24 protein-coding genes, 1 riboswitch and 1 other annotated feature are annotated in these 24,028 nt (G+C 41.2%); of the genes, 18 read left to right on the top strand and 6 right to left on the bottom strand.

From position 1 onward, the window contains the following. Positions 1-23 precede the first annotated feature (23 nt). Together NPA43_RS13495 and NPA43_RS13490 are read left to right on the top strand one after the other, a co-directional pair. A complete protein-coding gene (locus tag NPA43_RS13495) occupies positions 24-818 on the top strand; it encodes an alpha/beta hydrolase family protein (protein WP_256498942.1) in 795 nt (264 codons plus the stop codon). A gap of 38 nt (positions 819-856) precedes the next feature. Next, positions 857-1,099: a DUF2584 domain-containing protein gene (locus NPA43_RS13490; protein ID WP_034322580.1), complete on the top strand. Its 243-nt coding sequence runs from the start codon at positions 857-859 to the stop codon at positions 1,097-1,099. Between the two features lie 38 nt (positions 1,100-1,137). On the opposite strand, the gene pckA is transcribed toward NPA43_RS13490, so the two are convergent. Beyond that, complete coding sequence (gene pckA, locus NPA43_RS13485; RefSeq protein ID WP_256498941.1) at positions 1,138-2,724, bottom strand: phosphoenolpyruvate carboxykinase (ATP); 1,587 nt, start codon at positions 2,722-2,724, stop codon at positions 1,138-1,140. Between the two features lie 227 nt (positions 2,725-2,951). Further along, positions 2,952-3,086: riboswitch (SAM riboswitch) on the top strand. Between the two features lie 193 nt (positions 3,087-3,279). Here pckA and metK point away from each other — a divergent pair. Both metK and asnB read left to right on the top strand, forming a co-directional pair. Further along, positions 3,280-4,482, top strand: a complete 1,203-nt coding sequence (metK, locus tag NPA43_RS13480) for a methionine adenosyltransferase (RefSeq protein WP_099726790.1) — start codon at positions 3,280-3,282, stop codon at positions 4,480-4,482. 147 nt (positions 4,483-4,629) lie between these two features. Continuing rightward, the gene (gene asnB / locus NPA43_RS13475; protein ID WP_099726791.1) at positions 4,630-6,528 is read left to right on the top strand and encodes an asparagine synthase (glutamine-hydrolyzing); all 1,899 of its coding nucleotides are present in this window, start codon (positions 4,630-4,632) and stop codon (positions 6,526-6,528) included. Between the two features lie 142 nt (positions 6,529-6,670). Here the strand turns inward: asnB and NPA43_RS13470 are convergent, their stop codons facing one another. Next, positions 6,671-7,186 carry a gamma carbonic anhydrase gene (locus NPA43_RS13470; protein ID WP_024426216.1) on the bottom strand — a complete coding sequence of 172 codons (516 nt, stop codon included), beginning with the start codon at positions 7,184-7,186 and terminating at the stop codon, positions 6,671-6,673. Between the two features lie 45 nt (positions 7,187-7,231). Here NPA43_RS13470 and NPA43_RS13465 point away from each other — a divergent pair, with 45 nt between their 5' ends. Both NPA43_RS13465 and NPA43_RS13460 read left to right on the top strand, forming a co-directional pair. After that, the gene (locus NPA43_RS13465) at positions 7,232-8,011 is read left to right on the top strand and encodes an alpha/beta hydrolase (protein WP_099726792.1); all 780 of its coding nucleotides are present in this window, start codon (positions 7,232-7,234) and stop codon (positions 8,009-8,011) included. A 29-nt stretch (positions 8,012-8,040) separates the two neighbouring features. Next, complete coding sequence (locus NPA43_RS13460) at positions 8,041-9,120, top strand: tetraprenyl-beta-curcumene synthase family protein (protein ID WP_099726793.1); 1,080 nt, start codon at positions 8,041-8,043, stop codon at positions 9,118-9,120. A 15-nt stretch (positions 9,121-9,135) separates the two neighbouring features. Here NPA43_RS13460 and NPA43_RS13455 read toward each other — a convergent pair whose 3' ends face one another. After that, positions 9,136-9,711: a tRNA 5-(aminomethyl)-2-thiouridylate-methyltransferase MnmM gene (locus NPA43_RS13455; protein WP_099726794.1), complete on the bottom strand. Its 576-nt coding sequence runs from the start codon at positions 9,709-9,711 to the stop codon at positions 9,136-9,138. Continuing rightward, positions 9,708-10,673, bottom strand: coding sequence for a tRNA modification radical SAM protein MnmL/YtqA (locus NPA43_RS13450; RefSeq protein WP_256498940.1), 966 nt, complete (start codon positions 10,671-10,673; stop codon positions 9,708-9,710). Before NPA43_RS13450 ends, NPA43_RS13455 begins: the two co-directional genes overlap by 4 nt. Before the next feature lie 152 nt (positions 10,674-10,825). Here NPA43_RS13450 and NPA43_RS13445 point away from each other — a divergent pair, with 152 nt between their 5' ends. The 7 genes from NPA43_RS13445 (at position 10,826) to NPA43_RS13415 (ending at position 15,715) form a co-directional block, all read left to right on the top strand. Next, complete coding sequence (locus NPA43_RS13445) at positions 10,826-11,101, top strand: YtzC family protein (protein ID WP_099726795.1); 276 nt, start codon at positions 10,826-10,828, stop codon at positions 11,099-11,101. Between the two features lie 142 nt (positions 11,102-11,243). Beyond that, the gene (locus NPA43_RS13440) at positions 11,244-11,423 is read left to right on the top strand and encodes a hypothetical protein (RefSeq protein WP_099726796.1); all 180 of its coding nucleotides are present in this window, start codon (positions 11,244-11,246) and stop codon (positions 11,421-11,423) included. 17 nt (positions 11,424-11,440) lie between these two features. Then, on the top strand, positions 11,441-11,833 hold the full coding sequence (locus NPA43_RS13435) for a GntR family transcriptional regulator (RefSeq protein ID WP_230031088.1): 393 nt from the start codon (positions 11,441-11,443) through the stop codon (positions 11,831-11,833). After that, positions 11,826-12,704 carry an ATP-binding cassette domain-containing protein gene (locus NPA43_RS13430; protein WP_099726798.1) on the top strand — a complete coding sequence of 293 codons (879 nt, stop codon included), beginning with the start codon at positions 11,826-11,828 and terminating at the stop codon, positions 12,702-12,704. The genes NPA43_RS13435 and NPA43_RS13430 overlap by 8 nt, the downstream gene beginning before the upstream one ends. Beyond that, positions 12,698-13,693, top strand: coding sequence for an ABC transporter permease subunit (locus tag NPA43_RS13425; protein WP_099726799.1), 996 nt, complete (start codon positions 12,698-12,700; stop codon positions 13,691-13,693). The genes NPA43_RS13430 and NPA43_RS13425 overlap by 7 nt, the downstream gene beginning before the upstream one ends. 23 nt (positions 13,694-13,716) lie before the next feature. Beyond that, positions 13,717-14,415 (top strand): ABC transporter ATP-binding protein, encoded by a 699-nt coding sequence (locus NPA43_RS13420; RefSeq protein ID WP_099726800.1) that lies wholly within the window; start codon positions 13,717-13,719, stop codon positions 14,413-14,415. Next, positions 14,405-15,715 carry an ABC transporter permease gene (locus tag NPA43_RS13415; RefSeq protein WP_256498938.1) on the top strand — a complete coding sequence of 437 codons (1,311 nt, stop codon included), beginning with the start codon at positions 14,405-14,407 and terminating at the stop codon, positions 15,713-15,715. Before NPA43_RS13420 ends, NPA43_RS13415 begins: the two co-directional genes overlap by 11 nt. Positions 15,716-15,771: 56 nt before the next feature. On the opposite strand, the gene NPA43_RS13410 is transcribed toward NPA43_RS13415, so the two are convergent. Together NPA43_RS13410 and NPA43_RS13405 are read right to left on the bottom strand one after the other, a co-directional pair. After that, the gene (locus NPA43_RS13410) at positions 15,772-16,473 is read right to left on the bottom strand and encodes a sunset domain-containing protein (RefSeq protein ID WP_099726802.1); all 702 of its coding nucleotides are present in this window, start codon (positions 16,471-16,473) and stop codon (positions 15,772-15,774) included. A gap of 238 nt (positions 16,474-16,711) precedes the next feature. Further along, positions 16,712-17,515: a YtvA family blue-light photoreceptor gene (locus NPA43_RS13405; RefSeq protein WP_256498937.1), complete on the bottom strand. Its 804-nt coding sequence runs from the start codon at positions 17,513-17,515 to the stop codon at positions 16,712-16,714. A gap of 425 nt (positions 17,516-17,940) precedes the next feature. Here NPA43_RS13405 and NPA43_RS13400 point away from each other — a divergent pair, with 425 nt between their 5' ends. The 5 genes from NPA43_RS13400 to NPA43_RS13380 all read left to right on the top strand — a co-directional run bounded on the left by NPA43_RS13400 (position 17,941) and on the right by NPA43_RS13380 (position 24,020). Then, positions 17,941-18,270, top strand: a complete 330-nt coding sequence (locus tag NPA43_RS13400; protein ID WP_223249904.1) for a DUF4257 domain-containing protein — start codon at positions 17,941-17,943, stop codon at positions 18,268-18,270. A gap of 103 nt (positions 18,271-18,373) precedes the next feature. Then, positions 18,374-18,595: a binding site (T-box leader), on the top strand. Between the two features lie 98 nt (positions 18,596-18,693). Continuing rightward, positions 18,694-21,108 carry a leucine--tRNA ligase gene (leuS, locus tag NPA43_RS13395; RefSeq protein ID WP_230031082.1) on the top strand — a complete coding sequence of 805 codons (2,415 nt, stop codon included), beginning with the start codon at positions 18,694-18,696 and terminating at the stop codon, positions 21,106-21,108. 130 nt (positions 21,109-21,238) lie between these two features. Next, positions 21,239-22,141: a dienelactone hydrolase family protein gene (locus tag NPA43_RS13390; protein WP_099726806.1), complete on the top strand. Its 903-nt coding sequence runs from the start codon at positions 21,239-21,241 to the stop codon at positions 22,139-22,141. Positions 22,142-22,188: 47 nt separating this feature from the next. Next, a complete protein-coding gene (locus tag NPA43_RS13385; protein ID WP_230031081.1) occupies positions 22,189-22,941 on the top strand; it encodes an NAD-dependent epimerase/dehydratase family protein in 753 nt (250 codons plus the stop codon). Positions 22,942-23,141: 200 nt separating this feature from the next. Continuing rightward, positions 23,142-24,020, top strand: a complete 879-nt coding sequence (locus NPA43_RS13380; RefSeq protein WP_099726808.1) for a carbohydrate ABC transporter permease — start codon at positions 23,142-23,144, stop codon at positions 24,018-24,020. Positions 24,021-24,028 lie beyond the last annotated feature (8 nt).

The raw sequence follows: 24,028 nt of genomic DNA, 5'->3' as shown, positions 1-24,028 counted from the left end.
CGGATGAAAAGGAGAGAAATCAAGTGATTGTGGAAAAAAGAAGATTCCCATCGCCCCATCCGCATATTCATTTATATACAGTGACCTACGAGGCAAGTGGACTTCGGATAAAGGGGCTGCTCGCTGAACCGGCCGGAGAAGGTCTCTATGAGGGCTTTTTGTATTTACGAGGCGGCATTAAAAATGTGGGGATGGTGAGACCTGGCCGAATCGTGCAATTTGCAGCACAAGGCTTTGTTGTCTTTGCTCCCTTTTACCGAGGGAATCAAGGAGGCGAAGGAAACGAGGATTTTGCCGGAGAGGATCGGAAAGATGCATTCGCTGCATTTCAGCTGTTGAAGCATCACAAAAAGGTAAAGCGGGATCGTATTCATATCTTTGGTTTTTCGCGCGGTGGTATTATGGGCATTTGGACTGCTGTTGAAATGAAACAGGAGGCTGCTTCCTTTGTAACATGGGGAGGTGTAAGTGATATGAAGCTCACCTATGAAGAGCGTGTCGATATGAGAAGAATGATGAAGCGCGTGATTGGCGGTCCGCCGCATAAGGTACCTGAGGCATATGAGGACAGAACACCTTTGAATGTTGTGGATCAAATGGAAGCGCCTGTTTTAATCATCCATGGAGAGCAGGATCAGAATGTATCCATTGAGCATGCGTATTTATTAGAAGAAGCGCTTCGCAAGCACGGGAAGTCTGTGGAAACATGGTATTTTCACGGCTACAATCATTATTTCCCGCCTCAGCATAATCGAGAGATTGTCAGAAGGCTGACGACATGGATGCACAGCCGAAAAAGCGGAAATGTGGTAAAATAAACGGGATAACGAATATAGAAAGTAGGGGGATTTTCATTATGGGAATGCCTGTTGAATTTAATACAATGATTGTCACAAAAGGAAATGAGACAAGAATTGAAGAAAATGTGTTTGAGCTCATGAAGGAAGGGTACCGCATTTATCCATTAAATATTCCGCTTGAGGTGCGCAAAACGAAAGACGGAGAAAAAACAGGGACAGCACATGTTGAAAAGCTGGAACTGACAGACAATGTTACGAAGGTGACTTACCGCCTTGTGTCATTGCATTCAACGAACTAAAAAAAGCTGAGGGGTATATTCCCTCAGCTTTCGTCTTTTTATACGAGTGGTCCGCCTTTTGCTTCAATGTCACTTGCCGCATGGCTGAATTTTTTGAAGTTCTTTTTAAATTCATTGGCAAGGAAGTGTGCTTTTTCTTGATAAGCATTTTGGTCTTCCCACGTTTTAGCAGGTTGAAGTACTTCATCTGGTACACCTGGAATATGAAGTGGAATGTGTAATCCAAAGATGTCGTCAGTAATCATTTCGGCATTGTCAAGGTCACCTTCGATCGCTGCTTGCACCATTGCTCTTGTATGAGCAAGATTCATTCGTTTGCCCGTACCATAGCCGCCGCCAGTCCAGCCTGTATTCACAAGGAATACTTTTGCACCGTGCTCATCAATTTTTTTGCCAAGCATTTCAGCATAGACGTGAGCTGGAAGTGGCAAGAATGGTGAACCGAAGCAAGTAGAGAATGTTGTTTCTGGTGACGTTACACCGCGCTCAGTTCCTGCTAATTTACTTGTGTAACCGCTCAAGAAATGGTACATCGCCTGTTCTTTTGTTAAACGGCTGATTGGAGGTAAAACGCCAAATGCATCAGCTGTTAAGAAGACAATAGCAGATGGATGACCTGCGATACTTGGTTTCACGATGTTATCAATCATTTCGATTGGGTAAGCAGCCCGTGTATTTTCAGTAAAGAATGTATCATCATAATCCGCTTCACGAGTTTCTTCATCAAGCACAACATTTTCTAGCACTGATCCGAAGCTGATGGCTTTGTAGATTTGTGGTTCTTTTTCTTCACTTAAGTTCACACATTTCGCATAGCATCCGCCCTCGATATTGAAGACACCTGTGCCAGACCATCCGTGTTCATCGTCTCCGATCAGCTTGCGGCTTACGCTTGCAGAAAGCGTCGTTTTCCCAGTCCCTGAAAGGCCGAAGAATAATGCGACATCGCCTTCTTGACCAACGTTTGCTGAGCAGTGCATCGATAAAATATCTTGCTCAGGCAGCAGGTAGTTCATGACAGAGAAAATCGATTTCTTCATCTCTCCTGCATACTCTGTTCCACCAATGAGAATCGTCCGTTTTTCAAAAGAAACGATAATGAATGTTTCAGAGTTTGTTCCATCTGTTTCAGGATCTGCTTTAAAGTGAGGTGCAGATAAGATGGTGAAAGGTTTTTCGTTAGATGATGGCGTTGACCCGTCAGGTCTGATGAATAGCTGCTTTGCAAAGAGATTGTGCCATGCAAATTCGTTTACAACTGTAATCGGCATACGGTATCTTTCGTCAGCGCCGGCAAACCCTTCAAAGACAAATAGTTCATCACGTTCTTTTAAGTATGAGACAACCTTTGTATATAAACGATCAAATGCGTCTTTAGAGATCGGCTGGTTTACATGACCCCAATCGATTTTATGCTCAGAGCTTTCTTCTTTGACGATAAATTTATCTTTAGGCGAACGTCCAGTGTAAGCACCAGTTGTGGCGCGGACAGCTCCTGTTGATGTTAAAACGCCTTCATTACGTGCCAAAATCTTTTCAACAAGTTTCGGAACAGATAAATTTTGGTGCGTATTTTCTAATGAGAGCAATGACTGCAAATCTTCTTTTAAATCCACTGAGTTCATAAAAAAACCCTTCCTTTACCGTTGAATTTGTTTGTTTCGATTAGTATAACACATTGATAATAATAGTCTATACTATTTAAATGTTTTTGTGTGTGTTTTTTCATTTCTGCTATGAAAATATGCTTTTTGGTGATGCTAATTGTGAGGTAAAAAAAGAGGAGAGATAATTCCTATGAAGCATTGACATGACGCAAGGGTTTAAGATAAGATATCTTATTGAACGGATACTCTTATCCCGAGTTGGTGGAGGGACAGGCCCGATGAAGCCCAGCAACCGGTTTCTTATGAAAAAGGCATGAACATGCTGAGAAACCAAGGTGCTAACCTGATGCAAGGTACAAGAACACCTTGAGCGATAAGAGTGAAAGGCATGCGATCTCAGACCCTTTCCTCGAAATGAAGGAAATGGTTTTTTTATTTTTGGGATATCATATGAACAAATTGCCAATAACATCTCTAATATAAACGTTTTCATATAAGAGGGAACGAGTTCCGTATCATATTGGAGGCCTCATCTTGGGATGATGTGGCCTTGTACAGGAGGAAATAGCCATTATGAGTCAAAATCGTCGTTTATTTACTTCAGAATCAGTGACAGAAGGACATCCGGATAAAATCTGTGATCAAATTTCAGACAGCATTTTGGATGAAATTTTAAAGAAAGATCCAAATGCACGTGTTGCCTGTGAGACCTCTGTAACAACCGGTCTCGTATTAGTAAGCGGTGAGATTACAACGTCTACTTATGTCGATATTCCAAAGACGGTACGTGACACGATTAAGGAAATTGGCTACACACGTGCGAAATATGGTTTTGATGCGGAAACATGTGCTGTGCTAACATCAATTGATGAACAGTCTGCTGATATTGCGCAAGGTGTAGACAAAGCGCTTGAAGCACGTGAAGGAACAATGACTGAAGAAGAAATTGATGCGATTGGTGCAGGTGACCAAGGTCTTATGTTTGGTTTTGCAAACAACGAAACAGAAGAGCTGATGCCGCTGCCGATTTCACTAGCGCATAAATTATCTCGTCGTTTAACAGAAGTACGCAAGGATCAAACACTTGCATACCTTCGCCCAGATGGAAAAACACAAGTAACAGTTGAATATGATGAACAAAACAAACCAGTTCGTATTGACACAGTGGTTATTTCCACGCAGCATGCACCAGAAGTGACGCTTGAACAAATTCAAAGCGATTTAAAAGAGCATGTCATCCACCCTGTGGTTCCAAGTGAACTGATTGATGAAGAGACAAAATACTTTATTAACCCAACAGGCCGTTTTGTCATCGGTGGACCTCAAGGGGATGCTGGTTTAACTGGACGTAAAATCATCGTTGATACGTATGGCGGCTACGCTCGTCATGGCGGCGGTGCTTTCTCTGGTAAGGACGCAACAAAGGTTGACCGTTCTGCGGCATATGCTGCTCGTTACGTAGCGAAAAACATCGTAGCAGCTGGCCTTGCAGATTCTTGTGAAGTGCAACTTGCTTATGCAATTGGTGTTGCACAGCCTGTATCGATTTCAATTGATACATTCGGAACAGGAAAAGCTTCTGAAGAAAAATTAATTGAAGTGGTTCGTGCGAACTTTGATCTACGTCCGGCTGGCATTATTAAAATGCTCGATCTGCGTCGTCCGATCTATAAACAAACAGCTGCATACGGACATTTTGGCCGTCACGATTTAGATCTCCCATGGGAAAAAACGGATAAAGCCGACACGCTTCGCAAGGAAGCATTAGGACAATAACAACATATAAAACCGCTTATTTTAAGCGGTTTTCCTTTTGATTAAAAAAAATTCTATAAAAAGCGTAAAAATGTGAAACGAAATCGGACAAAATACTGTCTAATTATAGGTCTACTTTTAGAAATAACATAACGTGGAGGCAATAATATGTGTGGGTTTGTTGGTGTATTTAATCACCGTCCATTGTCCGAAACTACTGAGCAGGAAGAGTTAATTAAACAAATGAATCGTCTCATCGTTCATCGTGGTCCGGATGATGAGGGGTACTTCCATGATGAGCATGTAGGATTTGGATTTAGACGTTTAAGTATTATAGATGTTGAACATGGAAAGCAGCCGCTTTCTTATGAAGATGAGAAATATTGGATTATTTTCAACGGAGAAATTTATAACTATGTGGAGCTGAAGGAAGAGCTTGTGAAAAAGGGCTATACGTTCAGCACAGATTCTGATACGGAAGTACTTCTTGCCACATATCGTCACTATAAAGAAGAAGCAGCTTCAAAGCTTCGCGGCATGTTTGCCTTTTTAATTTGGGATAAAGAAGCGCAGTTATTATATGGCGCAAGAGATCCTTTTGGCATCAAACCGCTTTATTTTACACAAATGGATGAGCAAGTGTACTTTGCTTCTGAACGCAAAAGCTTAATGGCTGTAAATGAGAACATTTTATTTGATGAGACCTCTCTGCAGCAATACATGTCTTTCCAATTCGTTCCTGAGCCAAATACACTTGATCAAAAGGTGCACAAGGTGGAGCCGGGTCATCAGTTTACACTTCGCCCGGGCAAGGAGATAGAATTTAAGACTTACTGGAAGGTTCAATTCAAGCCTGAACAAACACAAGAACAGAAATTAATAGAAGAAGTGCGCGATGCAATCTATGATTCTGTGAAAGTTCACATGAGAAGTGATGTGCCTGTTGGTTCATTCCTTTCTGGCGGTATTGATTCTTCTTTCATCGTGTCTGTTGCAAAGGAATTTCACCCTGAGCTGAAGACGTTCTCTGTTGGCTTCGAGCAGGATGGTTTTAGTGAAGTGGATGTGGCAAAGGAAACAGCTGATAAGCTAGGCTTACAAAACTTTAGTGCCGTCATTTCCCCTGAGGAATATATGAACGAGCTTCCGAAGATTGTTTGGCATTTAGATGATCCTTTAGCTGATCCGGCGGCGATTCCACTTTATTTCGTCGCAAAAGAAGCGAAGAAACAAGTCACAGTTGTTCTTTCTGGTGAGGGAGCGGACGAGCTGTTCGGTGGATATAATATTTACCGCGAGCCTCTTTCTCTAAAGCCATTTGAATCTGTTCCATCTATGTTGAAAAAGCTTCTTCTTCGTCTGGCACGTTTAATGCCAGAAGGAATGAAAGGGAAAAGCTTTATCGTTCGCGGCTGTACGCCGTTAGAGGAACGCTATATCGGCAATGCGAAAATCTTTGAAGAGCCAGTGAAGAAAAACCTCTTAAAGCAGTATGATCCGAACATCACGTATCGTGACGTGACGAAAACATACTTCGAGGAAAGTGCAGGCTACAGTGATATTAATAAAATGCAATATGTTGATATTCATACGTGGATGCGCGGAGACATCTTGCTTAAAGCAGATAAGATGACAATGGCGAACTCTCTTGAGCTTCGTGTTCCATTCCTTGACAAGGTCGTATTTGAAGCGGCTTCTAAAATTCCAGAAGAGCTGAAAACAAAAGATGGCACAACGAAATACTTATTGCGTAAAGCAGCAGAAGGCATTGTGCCTGACCATGTGTTAAACCGCAAAAAGCTAGGTTTCCCTGTGCCAATTCGTCATTGGCTGAAAAATGAGATGAACGCTTGGGCGAAAGATATCATTAAAAACAGTCAAACAGACGAATACATTAACAAGCAATATGTTCTTGATTTATTAAATGAACATTGTGCTGGTAAAGCAGATCATAGCCGTAAGATTTGGACAGTCCTGATCTTTATGATCTGGCACAGCATTTATGTGGAGCGCAGTATTGATCCAGAGCAGTTGAATCACCAACCAAAAGAAGTCATCTTTAGTTAATGAAAAAAGGTTTTCAGCTTTGTGCTGAAAACCTTTTTTGTCATGATAGAAAGTAGTGGAAAAGGGTAAAATAACAAGCGGTTCATAGTTATTGCTTAATATCCTGAAAAAAACATGATAAAGTGAAGATACACGTATGATGTTAACGGGATAAAAGGGAACGATAGTATTGTCCTTTTTCTACATATTCTCTGCGGATCCGGTCCATGTCTTGGATATCTTCATCTGTTAACAGTCGAACCACTTTGGCTGGACGGCCAAAAGCGAGTGATCCTTTTGGGATGACCTTTCCTTGAGGGACAAGACTTCCTGCACCGATAAAGGCACCTTCGCCAATTTCCGCACCATCGAGAATGATGGACCCCATGCCAATGAGGGCATTTTTTCGAATGATTGAGCTATGTAACGTGACTTGGTGTCCAATGGTAGCACCATCTTCAATAAGAAGTGTTTTTCCAGGACTTTGATGCAGGCAGGATAAGTCTTGAATGTTGACGTTTTTTCCAATTCTCACTGGAGCGACATCGCCTCTGATGACGGTTTGGAACCAAACGCTCGAATATTCTCCAATCGTGACATCGCCAGTAATGGTGGCGTTATCTGCAACAAAGACCGATTCATGAATCTCAGGTGTAAACTGATGATATGGATAAATCACTTTTTCGACTTCCTTTCTTAATACAACATTTGTGAGGTGTTTACTTTGTGGACTTGGCATGCTGAAAGACCAGTTGGTACAATTGTGATTGTACATGGTGCTAGTGAATATCATGGCCGGTATAAATGGCTGATCGAAATGTGGCGAACTTCAGGCTATCACGTCATCATGGGTGACCTGCCTGGGCAAGGGACATCAACACGTGCGCGCGGCCACATCCGCTCTTTTCAAGAATACATTGATACAGTTGATGAATGGATCGAACATGCGAAGTCATTCAGGCTTCCTACATTTTTACTTGGGCACAGCATGGGTGGACTCATTTCAATTGAGTGGGTCAAGCAGTACACCCATACGAAGATTGATGGCCTTATTTTATCATCACCTTGTTTAGGTCTGCAATTTAAACCGAAGAAGCTGATGGATTTTGCGTCAAAAGGTCTAAATATGCTTGCTCCGTCTTTTAAAGTAGAGTCCGGGCTGTCTATTGAACTTGCCACACGAAATCAGGCCGTTATTGAGGCAGATTCAAATGATTCACTTTATGTGACAAAGGTGTCTGTTCGCTGGTATCGAGAGCTGATCAAAAATATCGATGCGGCAATGCAGCCAACGAATGTCTTTCGGTCGATTCCGCTCCTCTTAATGCAGGCGGGCGATGACAAGATCGTAGATAAAACGAGAGTGATCAAATGGTTCAATGGCATTGAATCATACAATAAATCATACCGTGAATGGGAAGAGCTGTATCACGAAATTTTTAATGAACCGGAAAGAGAAGATGTGTTTAGGGCGGCAAGAGCCTTTACAGATCAGTATATTTGATTGTGAGCTTAAGTTGGGGGTGGATTGATTTGTCAGTACCAGAGCGTCCTTTTGCACTGATGACGAAGGTATATAAAGATATTTTTCCGCTTGTTCATCAGGAGCTGAAAAAGTGGCGGGCTCATGCGGAAATGATTGAAAATGAAGAACTGAGAACGCAAGCGCTAGCGAGCATATCCAGTAAAACCTTTCACTGTGAAGGCGGAGGAATTTTATCTCTTTTAGCAGGTGAAGCGAAAGAAACGTGTATTGAATTCATTGTGGCGTATCAAACCATCAGTGATTACTTAGATAACCTATGTGACCGCAGTACGTCGCTTGATCCAAAAGATTTTCATATGCTGCATCAAGCGATGAGAGATGCGCTTAATATTCAAGCTGAGCTCAAGCCATATTATCAATTCCGTGATGATCAAGAGGATCATGGGTATTTACATGCGCTTGTCCGCACATGTCAAGACGTGCTGTCACGCCTAGAGCATTATCCGGTCATTCAGCCGTATTTACACACGCTGTGTGATTATTATAGTGATTTGCAAGTACATAAGCACGTGGTTCCACATGAACGTGTGCCTCGATTAGAGTCATGGTTTCGCCAATATGAAAAGGATTTGCCGAAGATGGAATGGTACGAGTTTTCAGCATGTGCAGGATCAACGTTAGGCATTTTTTGTCTTGTGGCGTATGCACTTCAGCCTGATTTTACAGAAAAGCAGGCGAAGCAAATTTACGAAAGCTATTTCCCTTATATCCAAGGTCTGCACATTTTACTGGATTACTTAATTGATCAAGAAGAGGACCGCCTTGGGGGCGATCTGAATTTTTGCTCATACTATGACTCTCATCATGAGATGATGGAAAGACTTCAGCATTTTATCGAAAAAGCGGATGAGCAGCTGAAAGGCATCCCGCACGAAAATTTTCACAAGCTGATTAACAGAGGGTTACTGGCGGTCTATTTGTCCGATGAAAAAGTGACAGCCCAAAAAGAGATGAACAAGCTGGCAAAAAGGCTGATCAAATCAAGCGGGAAAACGTCGTTCTTTTTCTATATCAATGGAAGAGCCTATCGGACCTATCAGAAAATGCCTTGGATGAAATCTTCATAAAAAAGCTCAAATCCATTAGGATTTGAGCTTTTTTTCAATCGCTACCACAAAGGGTGGGTCGTTATGAATATTCATGTATTGATAAGACAAGACTTGTACTTCTTCATGATGAAGAGACCTGCAATAATCAAGAAGCACTTCTTTTTCTTTTTTTCCTTCGGGATGACCGTGGTAAATGACAAGAACGATCAGACCTCCGGGCTTTAGCCAGTCAATAAGCTGTTTGATCGCTTCAATGGTCGTATGAGCATGAGTGGTGACGGTTTTATCGCCTCCGGGCAGGTATCCAAGGTTAAAGACTGCACCAGATATGTGCCCGTAAACATCCGTTGGTAAGTGATTAGCCAGTTTTTCATGTCCATCGTGGATCAGGTGAACGTAAGGATATTGCTCACCAAGCCTTTTGCTTGTTTGCTTTAAGGCCTCCTCCTGAACGTCGAATGCAAAAACTTGTCCTTCTTTTCCTACAAGATCAGCTAAATAGAGTGTATCGTGGCCATTTCCCATCGTTGCATCAATGACGATATCGCCTTTTTTACAAGCACGTTCTAACAGCTCTTTACTAAAAGGGAGCATGCGCTTTAAAATCATTTGGCCGCTTCTTCCAATCTGACGAAACGTTTGCCTTGATAGCTGTTTCGTCTTTCAAGCTCAGCATTAATGGCATTCAGTACTTCCCACTTATTTACACTCCACAACGGACCAACCATTAATTCAATTGGACCATCGCCTGTAATACGATGAATAATCATTTCTGGCGGAAGGATCTCAAGTTGATCACAAACAAGCTGAACATATTCCTCCTGGCTTAAAAACTCAAGCTTGCCTTTTTCGTATTGCTTGACCATTGGGGTTCCTTTTAAAAGGTGAAGCAAATGAATTTTGATTCCTTGTACATCTAGATCAGCGACAGCCTTGGCTGTTTCCATCATCATGTCCCGGTTTTCAAGAGGCAATCCGTTAATGATATGCGAGCAGACACGAATTCCGTGTTTTCGCAGTTTTTCTACACCTTCTACGTAGCATTCATAGTCATGGGCACGGTTGATAAGCATAGCTGTCCGTTCGTGTACGGTTTGAAGGCCAAGCTCTACCCACAGATAAGTGCGCTCGTTTAATTCAGCTAAATACTCCACAACGTCATCTGGCAGACAGTCAGGTCTTGTCGCAATAGATAAACCAACCACACCATCCAGGTTCATGACGGTTTCGTATTTTTCTTTTAAGACAGGAAGCGGCGCATGTGTATTTGTATACGCCTGGAAATACGCCATGTATTTTCCGTCTTTCCATTTTGTGTGCATCCGGTCTTTGATTTCATTAAATTGAGTGATGAGATCATCAGCCCGGTTTCCTGCAAAATCACCAGACCCAGCGGCACTGCAAAATGTACAGCCTCCGTGGGCTACAGTACCATCACGGTTTGGGCAATCAAAGCCACCATCTAAGGCGACTTTAAACACTTTATGACCAAAGTGCTCGCGCAAATGATAATTCCACGTGTGATAACGTTTTTCGCTGTTTGAATATAAAAAAGGGTTATGCTGATCCAAGTCAGTAACCTCCTTGCATAATAATAGGCATCCTAAAAGTTTAACAAAAATCACGAAGGAGGACAATTGAATCTGTCCAACATTTTCTTTAGTGAAAAAGCTTTACCTGGGCAAAATAGGCGGGAGCGATGATGAAATGGAGGGAATGCAAGATGGCAACAAGAAAGTCGATCGATGAATTTATGCAAAAAAGTACTGAAACCCTTGAGTTTGCAAGTGAACAATTTGATTTAAGCTCACGCCAAGAGCATTATAATGAGGACGAATTTTCAAAAGCGCAGCTTATGCTTGAGGAAGCGGTAAATGAATTAGAAAAATTAAAAGATGTAGCCAATGAACAACAAAGAGAGCGATTAGACAGGGCGCGTGTTCAAATTCAAAGTTTGCAAAATCAAATGATTTTAGGTATTTCATACGATAACGAATGATGAACAGATCCTTCTTTTAAGGGTCTGTTTTTTATTTTTTTGAAAAGCTATTGACTTTTCAGTCGGGTGTCTATATTGTATTAATTGTACTATATCAACTAATACACTACAGACACATAAAAGTGAAGAAAGGTGTTCAACCATGAAAAAAGAAAAAAACCCAATCAATTTGAAGTGGATGGTGCTGGCTGTTGCGTTAGCATGTACATTTTTTTTCGTTCTCGTTTTCATTGGTTTTGAAGTTCAAAAAGATTTTATACCCAATTCGGTCCCTTTAATGCAAGGACATGATCAAGCGATAGGACTGCAAAAGCATGAATGAGAAAAGAGGGAGCCATCATGATTCAAATAGATCCAAGAAGCGCTGCGCCAATATATGAACAAATCATTGAGCAGTTGAAAATTTTGTGCCTAAAAGGTGTGATGAAACCTGGCGACAAACTGCCTTCTGTAAGAGAGCTGGCCACCATCATCATCGCCAACCCAAACACCGTCAGCAAAGCGTATAAAGAGCTTGAGCGGGAAGGGATTATTGAAACACTAAGAGGCCGCGGTACGTATGTAACAGAAGGTGCCCAATTAAAGCTGAATGAAGGGAAGGTGCTCGAGATGAAGGAGCAATTAAAACAACTCATCATAGAAGCTCATTATGCCGGTATTGACATTCATCAACTAAAAGAATGGCTAGAAGAGATCGGCTCAAGTCTAAAAGGAGGAAAACAAGTTGATTGAGGTCAGAAATGTATCGAAGAAATTAAATGGCCGCGAAGTACTCAGTGATGTTTCCTTCAAGATAGGCGAAGGAGAGATCTTCGGTCTGCTTGGCCGGAATGGCTCAGGAAAAACAACACTTCTCAGATTGATTCAGCAAATTCTTCTTCCGGATGAAGGAGAGATTTATTTTAAAGACGTACTGGTGAAAGAACATCCCTTAGTCAAGCAAAATATTGTATATATGCCGGTCGTGAACCCTTACTTTGACAGGTACAATTACGGACAGCTAGTACAGCTGTTAAAGCAAATTTATCCGAAGTTTGACGTGACATATGCCAATGAGCTGGTGAACCGTTATGAGATTCCGGAAAAAGTGAAATATCGTGAATTGTCGACAGGTTTAAAGAAACAGCTGTCATTAATTTTAAGCTTTGCCATCAAACCAGCGGTCATTTTGTTAGATGAGCCGACAGATGGGATTGATGCGGTCACTAGAAACGACGTTCTTCAGCTGATGATTGATGAGGTGGCAGAACGACAAACGACGATTTTAATTACCTCTCACCGCTTAGAGGATATTGAGCGTATGTGTAATCGAATTGGATTTTTAGAAGGCAATCAACTCACAAGTGTCATGGATTTAGATGAATTAAAGAATGACTATGTCAAAATCCAAATGGCATTTGAAGAAGATATGAATTTAAGTATTAGAAAAAAAGGCGTCTCCATTTTAGATCAAGCAGGTGTTTTCTATACAGCGCTTGTGCTCAAAACAGATGTAGAGGCAAAAGAGTATTTGAAATCATTACAGCCAAAAGTATGGCATGAATTGCCTGTGAATTTAGAAGAAGTATTCATTGCGAAGTTTGGAGGGAAACGCAGATGGTAAAGCGGCAATTATTATTTAAGGAATGGAAGCAATCAGAGCTGACATTTATTTTAGTGATGCTTGTTGCAGTGTTTGCGACGCCCTTATCCTTTTTAATGGGATACTCATCCTTTCATACTTGTTTAAATGATCCGACGTGTACAACAGTAGATAATTATTTTTACTATGATTTTGGTTCAGACATTTTTATAACCCTTTCCTGGACGATGGGTTTGTTTTTTGCGATTATTCAGCTGGGATATGAAAGAAATAAAGGACAAATGGATTTCACTTTATCCTTGCCGTTTAGCAGAAGTACCATCTATCATACAAAGTTTTTTCTGGGTGCCGGGATTATCGCGTTCATTCATATATTCTCATATGTCTTAACTTACTTTCTCATATTAGGCATCCAACCAAAGGAGACATTCGGGTTTAATAGCGGGTATTTCATTGCACTTGTTTCGTCCTTGATGATTTATAGTTTGTGTTTCGCAGCAGGTACTTTAACAGGAAGCGCGATTAGTCAAGCAATTGTCACGTTCAGTACAACTATTTTACCCTATTTATTAATTGCGCTTCCGATGTATCATTTAGACTTTATTTTGAAAACAAATAGAAATTGGGTTGATGAAAGCTTTGACCACTTTATTATGCCAATCTCTCCAATTACTTATATAACTGACCGTTTTCAATATCGAGATCCAAGTGATTATCCAATTTGGTTCACTAGTGAAGAATTCATCGTGCCAATTGTTATGATGATTGTATTTTATCTCATTGGTCTGTTTAGTTTTATGAAACACCCAATTGAACGAAATGGCCGCTTCTTTCTTTACTCAAAAATGGATAGACCGATTCAAATTATGGTGATTGTCTTTGGTGTTCTAGGGTTTGGCTGGGTTGGATTTTCGTCAGATAATTCAATGTTTGGTTATATCGCTGGCATGTTAATCGGTGGAGCTGTAGGCGCACTGACAAGTTATTTCTTGATATATCGAAAAAGATAAACAGAGAGAGTAGGGGAGTAGAGATGATTCAGATTCAAGCGTTAGATCATATGTTTAAAATTGGTAAGAAGGGCAGAGAAAACGAAATTCCTGTGCTCAAAGGCATTGACCTATCCATCAAAAGAGGCGACATTGCTTGTATCGTCGGACGAAGTGGCTCGGGGAAATCTACCTTATTAAATTTAATTTCAGGATATATTACGCCAACGAGCGGACAAATTGTCATCGATGGAACCAATGTGACTGGCTTTAATGAAAAAGAATGGGCGGACTTTCGTTTAGATCATTTTGGCTTTATCTTTCAAAGCTTTCAATTGATCGGGAGCTTAACAACGTTTGAGAATGTTGAACTTCCGCTCACTTTAAAAGGTGTGAAGCCTTCTGAACGTAAGGTGAAAGTAAAAGAAATGCTCAAACGAGTAGGCCTTGAGCATCATGCAGGGCATTATCCAAATGAGCTGTCAGGTGGACAGCAGCAGCGTGTGAGTATTGCAAGAGCTTTGATTTTAAATCCATCTATTATTTTAGCCGATGAACCAACAGGCAGTTTGGATTCAGAAACCGAAGGAGAAATTCTAGCCTTTATCCAACAGCTCAATCGTGAAAAAGGAATTACATTTGTCATCATTACACATGACGATGAAGTCGCTTCAATCGCAGACACAACGTTCCAGCTTCATGATGGTGTATTAAAGAAAGGGGAACAGTCCATTGAAATTTAGAGATCAGGTCAAATTCATTAGAAGAAACATGAAGAAAAATAGATTGCGTGTGTTTATGACCATTCTTGCGACCACAATGGCATGCTCTTTCTTAATCGTTCTAGCGTCTGTCGGTTTTGGTCTGCAAAAATCGGCTCAAGATGAAATCATGAAGCAGCAAATAATCACAGAAATTAAAGTGTTAGGTAAAGAAAAAGGAGACGTCAAGGTTGATGATTTAAAGAAATATGATCATGTGAAATCTGTTGTCTCAAGAACGTCTCTCAATCCATTGTTAAATGTTGAGCTCGATGACCGCTCAAGTGAAACGCAGGTTGCTCTGACGGATATGAAGGAAGAAAAAGAAGCAGGGCTTGAGCTAGACAGAGGAAAAGTCCCAACATCAGCGAACGAAATTGTGGTCGGGTATCATATGGCAGAACAACTGTGGACGGAAAAAGAACGCAAAGACTATGAAAAAGAAGTAAATCAGACGTCAAATGGTGAAGAATCACCGAAAGAGCCAAAGGGCTATACGAAGGATATTGTAAATAAAGTCATTCAAATCAAGGTGCCAAAACTAAATGAAGAAAATGAAGTCGTCAAAGAAAAAACATTTGATTTCCGTGTAGTAGGCGTAATGAAAAAGCCGAATTTGGAGTGGCAGCAGGATCATAGAATTCTCATTCCGAATGCTTATGAAAAAGAATTTGGTCAAATGCTGGATATGTCTCCTGAAGCCGGCAATGTCGACAAAATGACCTCTGTCTATGCAGACAAATTCGACAATGTCGGTGCGCTCACGAATAAGCTGACAGATGAGGGCTACCAAGTCATCTCTGTGACGAACCAGCTCGAAGGAATGGATATGTTCTTTACGGTCTTCAAAATTGGACTCATTTTTGTCGGATGTATTGCGGTCATTATTTCTGCAATTGGTATTTTCAATACGATGACAATGGCGGTAACAGAGCGAACACAAGAGATTGGTATTATGAAAGCCATTGGCGCGAATCCATCCATTATCAAGCGAATGTTTCTCATGGAAAGTGCTTATATTGGGGTGATTGGATCGATCATCGGTATTATCATCTCGTATATCATTAGTTTTGCCGTCAATTTAATTATTCCATCCATTTTGTCTTCCATGTCTGAGGGAGGGTCAAGTGATCAATTCTCAATTACCTTCTCCTATATTCCGCTAAGTCTTGTGATCACAGCGACAGTGATTAGCGCAGGGGTAGCGATTATATCTGGACTCAACCCAGCACGTAAGGCAACGAAAACGAATGTATTAACCGCATTAAGAAGAGAAATTTAAAAAGAACCTCCTGTTCCCTAGCGGGCTGACAGGAGGTTTTTGATCGTGAAGCATAGCTATTGCTTAGGTGCCCTGTACCCTGCTCGCTCTGCCTCTTCTACGGAGCAGAACAGTTCGGTTACATTTTTTGTTCGTGAGTAGTATCTGCTGCTCGGTGTATGATAAATGCCATTCACACTCCCTTTGATGTTACAGGCGGCCGATTCTTTTTTTGTTTCCTTTTGTGACTCATGCCCGCCCGTATTCGTTCCCTCATCCTTAGGAGCGGAGCGCTGGACGGTTGAGGATTGAGTTTCATTATTTTTTTTCTTGTTTTCTTTTTTGAGTGTTTCGTTGCTAGAGGTCAGCTTGTCTATTTTCTCTTCAAGCTCTTGAATGGTCTTCTCTTGCTGTTTGACTGTTTCTTTTTCTGAGGTGATGTTTTCTAGCTTTTTTGACAGTTTTTCTTTTTCTTTTGTCGCGTCTTCTAATGAGGATGTAAGCGCCTCTTTGTCTTCCTTCAGGCGAGAATTTTCAGATGCTAATTGTTTTTGATCCTTTAACAGCTGTTCGGAAGTTGAATCTGTTTGTGCCTTAGGAGCATCTACGGCCACAAACGGTAACGACATGATGGAGAAAACGAGACCAATGATCAAAAAAGGATAAAAGAGTCCCTTTGAAAAAATCCTTTGGTTCTGGTGTTTGAATAAGAAGAAATTAGCGGCATATCCTATGGCGAAACAAAAGCATAAAAGACCTATGATGAGTAAAAAGATCATCTAGCAGCCCCCCTAAATCTCTATTTACACTTATCATACCTCATTTTTCCATTTTGTAGAGTGATTCAAATAAAAAACTGTTACACAGGGTTTTCAGCGTGAAGACAAACCCTCACATTCGCTCCGCTTCAGTGCTCGATCTTCCTAGACTTCAAAGGTTTTCAAATCACGCTAAAAAAAGACAAAGGGCTAAAATAAGCATCATTTTAGCCCTTTGTCTATATGTTAAAAACCCTGTTTACACAGGGTTTTCAGCTAATTGCAATCCTTTAATAGCTTCTTTTACCGTCAAATATGTGATGGTATGTTGGAAATCTGTATCCAAGTCTTTCATTTTCATCGCAAGCTGTGGTTTGATCCCTGTGATGATCAGTTCGGTTCCAGTTAAACTGAGAAGATGATGCAGCTTGAAAATGCGTCCTGCAACGGAATCATCGAGATCGATTAAGCCAGAAAGATCGACAATTAAATAATCATCCTTTGAATCATCTAATATACAAGTTAACTTCGCAACAATGGCATCAAAGCGTTCTTCAGATAGTTTTCCAATGAGTGGTAGAGCAGATACACCATTTTTGATTGGGACGATTGGCGTCGAAAGAGAGGTGACTTCCTGTAAGGAATCTTCTAGGAGCTGTTCATATTCTTTCTGTTTCGTAATATCCTTTTGAAAGCCAATGAAAAATGTTTTGTCATCTTGTTCAATGTATAGAGGATCTATATTGAGTTCATTCCAAAAAAAAGTGCCGTCTTTTTTATAATTTTTTAGCTGTGTGGTAATAGGTGTTTTATTCTGTATTCCATGACGTATTAAATCAAGCTGTTCTTGATCTGTGTCTTTTCCTTGGAGGAATCGACAATTACGCCCAAGAATCTCATCTGGTTTGTATCCAGTCATTTGTGTAAAGCCATGATTCACATAAACGATAGGGTTATCCTCTAAAGAAGGGTCTGTAATGATAACACCAATTCGCGCATGATCTAGCGCTTTTTTTATGAGTTCCTGCTGTTTTTGCAAGCCGAAGCTGTTCGTGCTGACCATATTACCCTCCTTTGCTGCTGCTATCAGACATTTAAAATGGTTTCTTTTCAACCAAAATAATTCTTTATAAACGTAACATAACATATGTTCTGTTTCAATGATTGCAAACGCTTTGTTAAATTTGTCATCATAGTTTGTCCTCCATTAGAATAGAATAAGTAAGGAGACTTTTCTTTAGAAAAAAAAGGAATCAATTGCTCATCATTCATAAAATGACAAAAATAGTTAATATGGATCAGGCAAAAATGATTCCAATGCATCAAGATTGTTTTTGGGTCATTCACATATAATGGAAGAAACAAGCTTTTTTTCTTCGTTAGAGAGAATAGACCTTTTACATGGATTATGACGGAACAGCAGAATGGCATTACAGGGGGCTGGACAGCCTGAAGTCGCTTTACTATTCTAAGGGCTTTAGGAAGGTGATGAAAATGCTGCAACAAGTCATTATTGCTTGCGCCATTGGAGGGGTCATGGGGATTCTCGGTCACGTAAAGAAAAAAGGCAGGCTAGAGAAGCCCAGAATGACAAAAAAGTTTATTTACCTAGGGTTTATTGAAGATTGGCTCGTTGGGATGATTGCCGCTACACTGCTTGTCTTATCCTCAAATCCCGATTCTAGTCTGCACTTGGTCATCTTATCAATTATTTCAGGTTACGGAGGAGAAGCAGTTCTGCGAAGCTTCGATTTTGTGAGAGAACAGCGTTCACAGGATGCAGACTCCAACCGTCATAACCGATCTCCACACGAATAATATCCTCTACTTTACCCTAGTCTAGGGTACATTCCCATTGTATACAAACCTGCTTGCACTTATGATCATAATTCTATAAAATACTACTTAGATGACGGTTACGATAAGAACAGTGAAGAGGAGTAGTAGGAAAGCAGTATTTGTCTTTAGAGAATTGACGGCTGGTGAAAGTCAATCAAATCTGCTTCTGAACTCGCCTCAGAGTTGCAGTTGTGTTAAAGCTTCTGTCGCATGTCTGCGTTAAAGATATTAAGCGAGCGTAGGAACAGCAAGTTACGCTAACAAGGGTGGTACCGCGGGAACCAAAAAATCTCTCGTCCCTTTCCAGGGATGAGGGTTTTTTGTTGATTTTAGAAAAATCTGAATTCTTGCAGTGGTCATCTGAGCAGATAAAGCCGTACATATTTAAAGGAGGTTTTCATATTGAGTTTTCAGCATCGGGAAATTGAAAAGAAGTGGCAGGATTATTGGCTGACACATAAAACATTCGCCACATCTGACTCGGAAGGTAAACCAAAGTTTTATGCGCTTGATATGTTTCCATATCCATCAGGAGCAGGGCTTCATGTTGGGCATCCTGAGGGCTACACAGCAACGGATATTTTATCACGTATGAAACGTATGCAGGGATATGATGTTCTTCATCCAATGGGATGGGATGCCTTTGGTCTTCCAGCGGAGCAGTATGCACTGGATACAGGAAATGATCCGGCGGTCTTTACAGAAGAGAACATCAATAACTTCCGCCGCCAAATTCAATCTTTAGGATTTTCGTATGACTGGGATCGAGAAATCAACACGACAGATCCTAATTATTACAAATGGACACAATGGATTTTCTTGAAATTGTATGAAAAAGGATTGGCGTATATCGATGAAGTACCAGTGAACTGGTGCCCAGCGCTCGGCACGGTCCTTGCAAACGAAGAAGTCATTGATGGAAAAAGTGAACGCGGAGGGCATCCTGTTGAAAGACGTCCAATGAAGCAATGGATGCTGAGAATTACGGCATATGCGGACAGGCTGTTAGAAGATTTAGAAGACATTGATTGGCCTGAAAGCATCAAAGATATGCAGCGTAATTGGATCGGACGTTCTGAAGGTGCGCATGTTCACTTTGAAGTAGAAGGACATAACGAACAGTTTACCGTTTTTACAACGCGTCCTGATACACTATTTGGTGCAACGTATGCGGTGCTTGCTCCAGAACATGCACTTGTTGAGAAAATTACATCTGCCGCTCAAAAAGAAGCAGTTGAAGCATATATCAAAGAAATCCAATCTAAGAGTGATTTAGAGCGGACAGATCTTGCGAAAACGAAGACGGGCATTTTTACAGGTGCGTATGCCATCAATCCATTAAATGGGGAAAAGATGCCGATCTGGATTGCGGATTACGTGTTAGCTACATATGGCACGGGAGCGATTATGGCAGTACCTGCACACGATGAACGTGACTATGAATTCGCTAAAACCTTTGAACTTCCAATCAAAGAGGTTGTAGAAGGCGGAGACATTCAAAAAGAAGCTTACACAGGTGATGGAAAACACATTAACTCTGACTTCTTAAATGGCTTAGGGAAAGAAGAAGCGATTGAAAAAGCCATTGCATGGCTTGAAGAACATCAAAAAGGTGAAAAGAAAGTCACGTATCGTTTAAGAGACTGGCTATTCAGCCGTCAGCGTTACTGGGGTGAGCCAATTCCAATCATTCATTGGGAGGACGGAACATCTTCAGCTGTTTCAGAGGAAGAGCTTCCACTGATCTTGCCTAAGACGACTGAAATTAAGCCAAGTGGAACAGGTGAATCACCTTTAGCCAATATAAAAGAGTGGGTTGAGGTTATAGATCCTGTTACAGGTAAAAAAGGACGTCGTGAAACCAATACAATGCCGCAATGGGCAGGCAGCTGCTGGTACTTCTTACGTTATATTGATCCACATAACACGGAAGAGCTTGCATCTCCTGAAAAGCTAAAGAAATGGCTTCCGGTTGATGTGTATATTGGCGGCGCAGAACATGCCGTACTGCATCTTTTATATGCGCGCTTCTGGCATAAATTCTTATATGATATCGGTGTTGTCCCAACAAAAGAGCCTTTCATGAAATTGTTCAACCAAGGAATGATTCTTGGCGAGAATAATGAAAAAATGAGTAAATCAAAAGGGAACGTAGTCAACCCAGATGACATCGTAGAATCTCATGGCGCGGATACATTAAGACTTTATGAAATGTTCATGGGACCTTTAGATGCGTCAATCGCTTGGTCTGAAACAGGACTTGATGGCGCTCGCCGTTTCCTTGACCGTGTATGGCGTCTATTCACAAATGAAGATGGCTCAATCAGTGACAAAGTGACGGAGCAATCCGGCGGCGCATTAGAACGCAGCTATCATGAAACAGTGATGAAGGTGACAGATCATTATGAAGGCTTACGTTTCAATACAGGAATTTCACAATTAATGGTGTTTATCAATGATGCCTACAAGGCTGATACACTGCCTAAAGAATATGCAGAAGGCTTTGTGAAACTTCTTTCTCCAATTGCACCGCATTTAGCTGAAGAGCTTTGGAATAAACTTGGTCATGAAGGGTCGATTTCTTATGAAGCATGGCCGCAATATGACGAGTCAAAGCTTGTCGACGATGAAGTGGAAATTGTCGTACAGCTAAATGGTAAAGTGAAAGCAAAATTAACCGTTCCTGCTGACGCAACAAGGGAACAGTTAGAAGAACTTGCAAAAAATGATGCACGAGTAAAAGAACAGCTTCAAGGAAAAACCATTCGTAAAGTGATTGCGGTCCCTGGTAAGCTTGTCAATATTGTTGCGAACTAATGACTACACCCATCGGTAAAAACCGGTGGGTGTTTGTTATTTCCCGGGACATAATTTTGTCGAAAACAAGGTGATTCCCCTATTGATCTCGTATTTTAAAAGTTGATTAAGAAAATGAGGAGTGACGTCAATGGAAAAGGAAAGCAAACGTGAACAACTGCTCAGTCTGTTAGGAGAGATGCCAGAACGCCATCGCGTGGAGGCTTATACGTTAAAAATTGAAGAACGTGAATCTTACTTAGTCGAAACACTCATTCTCTCTATTCATGGCGTAGAGGAAGTGCCCGCTTATTTTGTGAAGCCGAAGGATACAGTGAAAAAAAGACCGGTTGTGTTGTTCCAACATTCTCATGGCGGGAATTACATGGATGGGAAGGACGAGTTGTTAAAGGGTGCTCATTATTTGCAAGCACCTTCATACGCAAAAGAGTTCACGTCAAAAGGATATAGTGTGCTGGCAATTGACCATGCAGGCTTTGGTGAAAGAAGGGGTAGAACGGAAAGTGAAATTTTCAAGGAAATGCTTTTAACTGGAAAAGTGATGTGGGGCATGATGCTGTATGAAAGCATGTGTGCAATCGATTATTTGCTGTCTCGGTCCGATGTGCTGCCAGAGCGGTTAGCCGTTTTTGGGATGTCAATGGGTGGTCTTCTTTCATGGTGGACGGCTGCGCTTGATGAGCGGGTCAGTGTGTGTATCGATCTTTGCGCACAGGTAGATCATCACACATTGATTGAAACGAACAATTTAGACCGGCACGGCTTTTACTACTATGTACCGAGCTTAGCCAAGCATTTTACAGCAGCGGATATCCAGGAAATGATTTTTCCAAGACCTCATTTAAGCTTGGTTGGAAAACTCGATCAGCTCACGCCTGCTGAAGGCGTTGGGCGAATTCAAAAGGTATTGAGTCAAACCTATCAAACTGCTTCATTGAAAGAACGGTATCAGCTTGTTGGTCTTCATGCAGGTCATTTTGAAACAGCGGCTATGCGTCACGAAGCAACACGATTTTTGAAAAAGTGGCTGTAATCAATAAAAGGCTTGGACATACTACGCCAAAAGGAAGGAGGAGACATATGAAAAAAATCACCATCATTGGCGGATGCGGTGTGATCGGACGTCTTTTAACAAAAGGGCTCTCTTCTGAGTACAACATCAACATCATTGATCAAACAAGCTGTGTAGAGAAAGTCATTTTAGCGGATGCAACGAATGAACAGGAATTATATCAGGTGATTCCGCGAGATACAGATGTCCTCATTCATCTTCTGAACATGGACATGACGCATGACGTGATGAATGCAGAGGAATTCACAAAAATGAATGATGTTTTTTGGCGGAGCACCTATCATATGTTTCGTTCAGCGGCTCGGTTAAGCATACCAAAAGTCATTTTTGCAAGCAGTAACCATGTGACCGATCGTTATGAAAAGGATGGTCAATCCTTACTAAGGCGAAACATTACGACTGACGATGTGCCTGCGACAAAAAATGTGTATGGCATTTTAAAATTTGCCTCCGAACAGCTAGGACGTTTATTCCACGATCAAACGGGGATGTCTGTCATCAATTTGCGGATTGGAACCGTTGTGACAGATGAAATGGAGGAATTACACAAGAAAAAAAGAACGAAAAGAACGCTGCTTTCACATGAAGATCTTGTTGGGATGACAAAGGCAGCGATTGAAACGGAAGTTCCCTTTGGGACATATTATGCCGTATCAGAAAACGAAGAAAAGCCTTGGTCCACTGAGAAAACGAAGCAGGAGTTAGGCTACAGACCAGATGTCAATACGACGGAAATCCTTGAAGAAAATGATCAGGCATAGGGCATAATCATGTCATTAGCTTATGATCTTATTCTTTTGTTTCAAGAGCATAAAAGCACGACTGGCATAATGATCTGTTTGGTCTGTCAAGATGATTATAGACGCTTTCTCCCCCCGTTTGTTACATTTTAATCACGATATCGTCACAGGCAGCAGCTTATTTTCAGACGAAATGATAACGCTTACAAAGAAAGGGCGTGATGAACATAGACCGTTCTCTTAAAGGCCGATTGTTCAATTTATTTAATTACTCTTTTCTACTCATGTTCGCATTAATATGTGTGCTCCCGTTCATCCATGTTATTGCCGCCTCTTTTGCTACGGTAGAAGAGGTCATCACGAAGAAGTTTATCTTGTTCCCGGCAACGTTTTCTCTTGAGGCATACCGATATATCTTCTCTACTGATATTGTGTATCGCAGCCTCATTGTGTCCATTCTCGTCACGCTCGTTGGAACAGCTGTCAGCATGTTTTTGTCCTCTCTCATGGCATACGGGCTGTCTCGCCAGGAGTTAAAAGGCCGGAGAACACTTATGTTTCTCGTTGTCTTCACGATGCTGTTTAGCGGAGGGATGATCCCGACGTTTATTGTGGTGAAAACACTTGGGCTCCTTGATACCTATTGGTCACTCATACTACCGGTCGCCATCAATGCGTTTAATTTGATCATTTTGAAAAACTTCTTTCAAAACATTCCTGCAAGCCTTGAAGAATCAGCTAAGATGGATGGCTGTAACGATTTAGGGATCTTCTTTAAAATTGTGCTTCCTCTTTCTTTACCAGCCATTGCGACGATTTCACTTTTTTATGCCGTGACGTATTGGAATACGTACATGACCGCAATTCTGTATTTAAATGATTCGGTGAAATGGCCGATTCAAGTACTACTGAGGCAGATTGTCATTGTATCGAGCGGAATGCAGGGAGATATGTCGGATATGGGCTCATCCACACCACCGCCAGACCAAACCATTAAAATGGCTGTCATTGTCGTGGCGACCATTCCGGTTCTGCTTGTCTATCCATTTATTCAAAAGCATTTCAACAAAGGGGCATTACTAGGTTCTGTAAAGGGTTAAAAAGATGG

The organism is Bacillus pumilus (assembly GCF_024498355.1).
GTDB lineage: Bacteria > Bacillota > Bacilli > Bacillales > Bacillaceae > Bacillus > Bacillus pumilus_P.
The sequence above is the reverse complement of the archived record's forward strand: the minus strand, read 5'-3'. Positions and strand labels throughout refer to the sequence as shown.

Bases quoted from the DNA above. Each gene is read 5' to 3' on its own strand.
- NPA43_RS13425 (WP_099726799.1), top strand. From the start codon at position 12,698: ATGGTAAAGCGGCAATTATTATTTAAGGAATGGAAGCAATCAGAGCTG.
- NPA43_RS13400 (WP_223249904.1), top strand. From the start codon at position 17,941: ATGAAAATGCTGCAACAAGTCATTATTGCTTGCGCCATTGGAGGGGTC.
- NPA43_RS13420 (WP_099726800.1), top strand. From the start codon at position 13,717: ATGATTCAGATTCAAGCGTTAGATCATATGTTTAAAATTGGTAAGAAG.
- NPA43_RS13455 (WP_099726794.1), bottom strand. From the start codon at position 9,711: ATGATTTTAAAGCGCATGCTCCCTTTTAGTAAAGAGCTGTTAGAACGT.
- NPA43_RS13405 (WP_256498937.1), bottom strand. From the start codon at position 17,515: ATGGTCAGCACGAACAGCTTCGGCTTGCAAAAACAGCAGGAACTCATA.
- metK (WP_099726790.1), top strand. From the start codon at position 3,280: ATGAGTCAAAATCGTCGTTTATTTACTTCAGAATCAGTGACAGAAGGA.
- NPA43_RS13445 (WP_099726795.1), top strand. From the start codon at position 10,826: ATGGCAACAAGAAAGTCGATCGATGAATTTATGCAAAAAAGTACTGAA.
- NPA43_RS13385 (WP_230031081.1), top strand. From the start codon at position 22,189: ATGAAAAAAATCACCATCATTGGCGGATGCGGTGTGATCGGACGTCTT.
- NPA43_RS13380 (WP_099726808.1), top strand. From the start codon at position 23,142: ATGAACATAGACCGTTCTCTTAAAGGCCGATTGTTCAATTTATTTAAT.
- NPA43_RS13435 (WP_230031088.1), top strand. From the start codon at position 11,441: ATGATTCAAATAGATCCAAGAAGCGCTGCGCCAATATATGAACAAATC.
- pckA (WP_256498941.1), bottom strand. From the start codon at position 2,724: ATGAACTCAGTGGATTTAAAAGAAGATTTGCAGTCATTGCTCTCATTA.
- NPA43_RS13490 (WP_034322580.1), top strand. From the start codon at position 857: ATGGGAATGCCTGTTGAATTTAATACAATGATTGTCACAAAAGGAAAT.
- NPA43_RS13410 (WP_099726802.1), bottom strand. From the start codon at position 16,473: ATGATCTTTTTACTCATCATAGGTCTTTTATGCTTTTGTTTCGCCATA.
- NPA43_RS13390 (WP_099726806.1), top strand. From the start codon at position 21,239: ATGGAAAAGGAAAGCAAACGTGAACAACTGCTCAGTCTGTTAGGAGAG.
- asnB (WP_099726791.1), top strand. From the start codon at position 4,630: ATGTGTGGGTTTGTTGGTGTATTTAATCACCGTCCATTGTCCGAAACT.
- NPA43_RS13440 (WP_099726796.1), top strand. From the start codon at position 11,244: ATGAAAAAAGAAAAAAACCCAATCAATTTGAAGTGGATGGTGCTGGCT.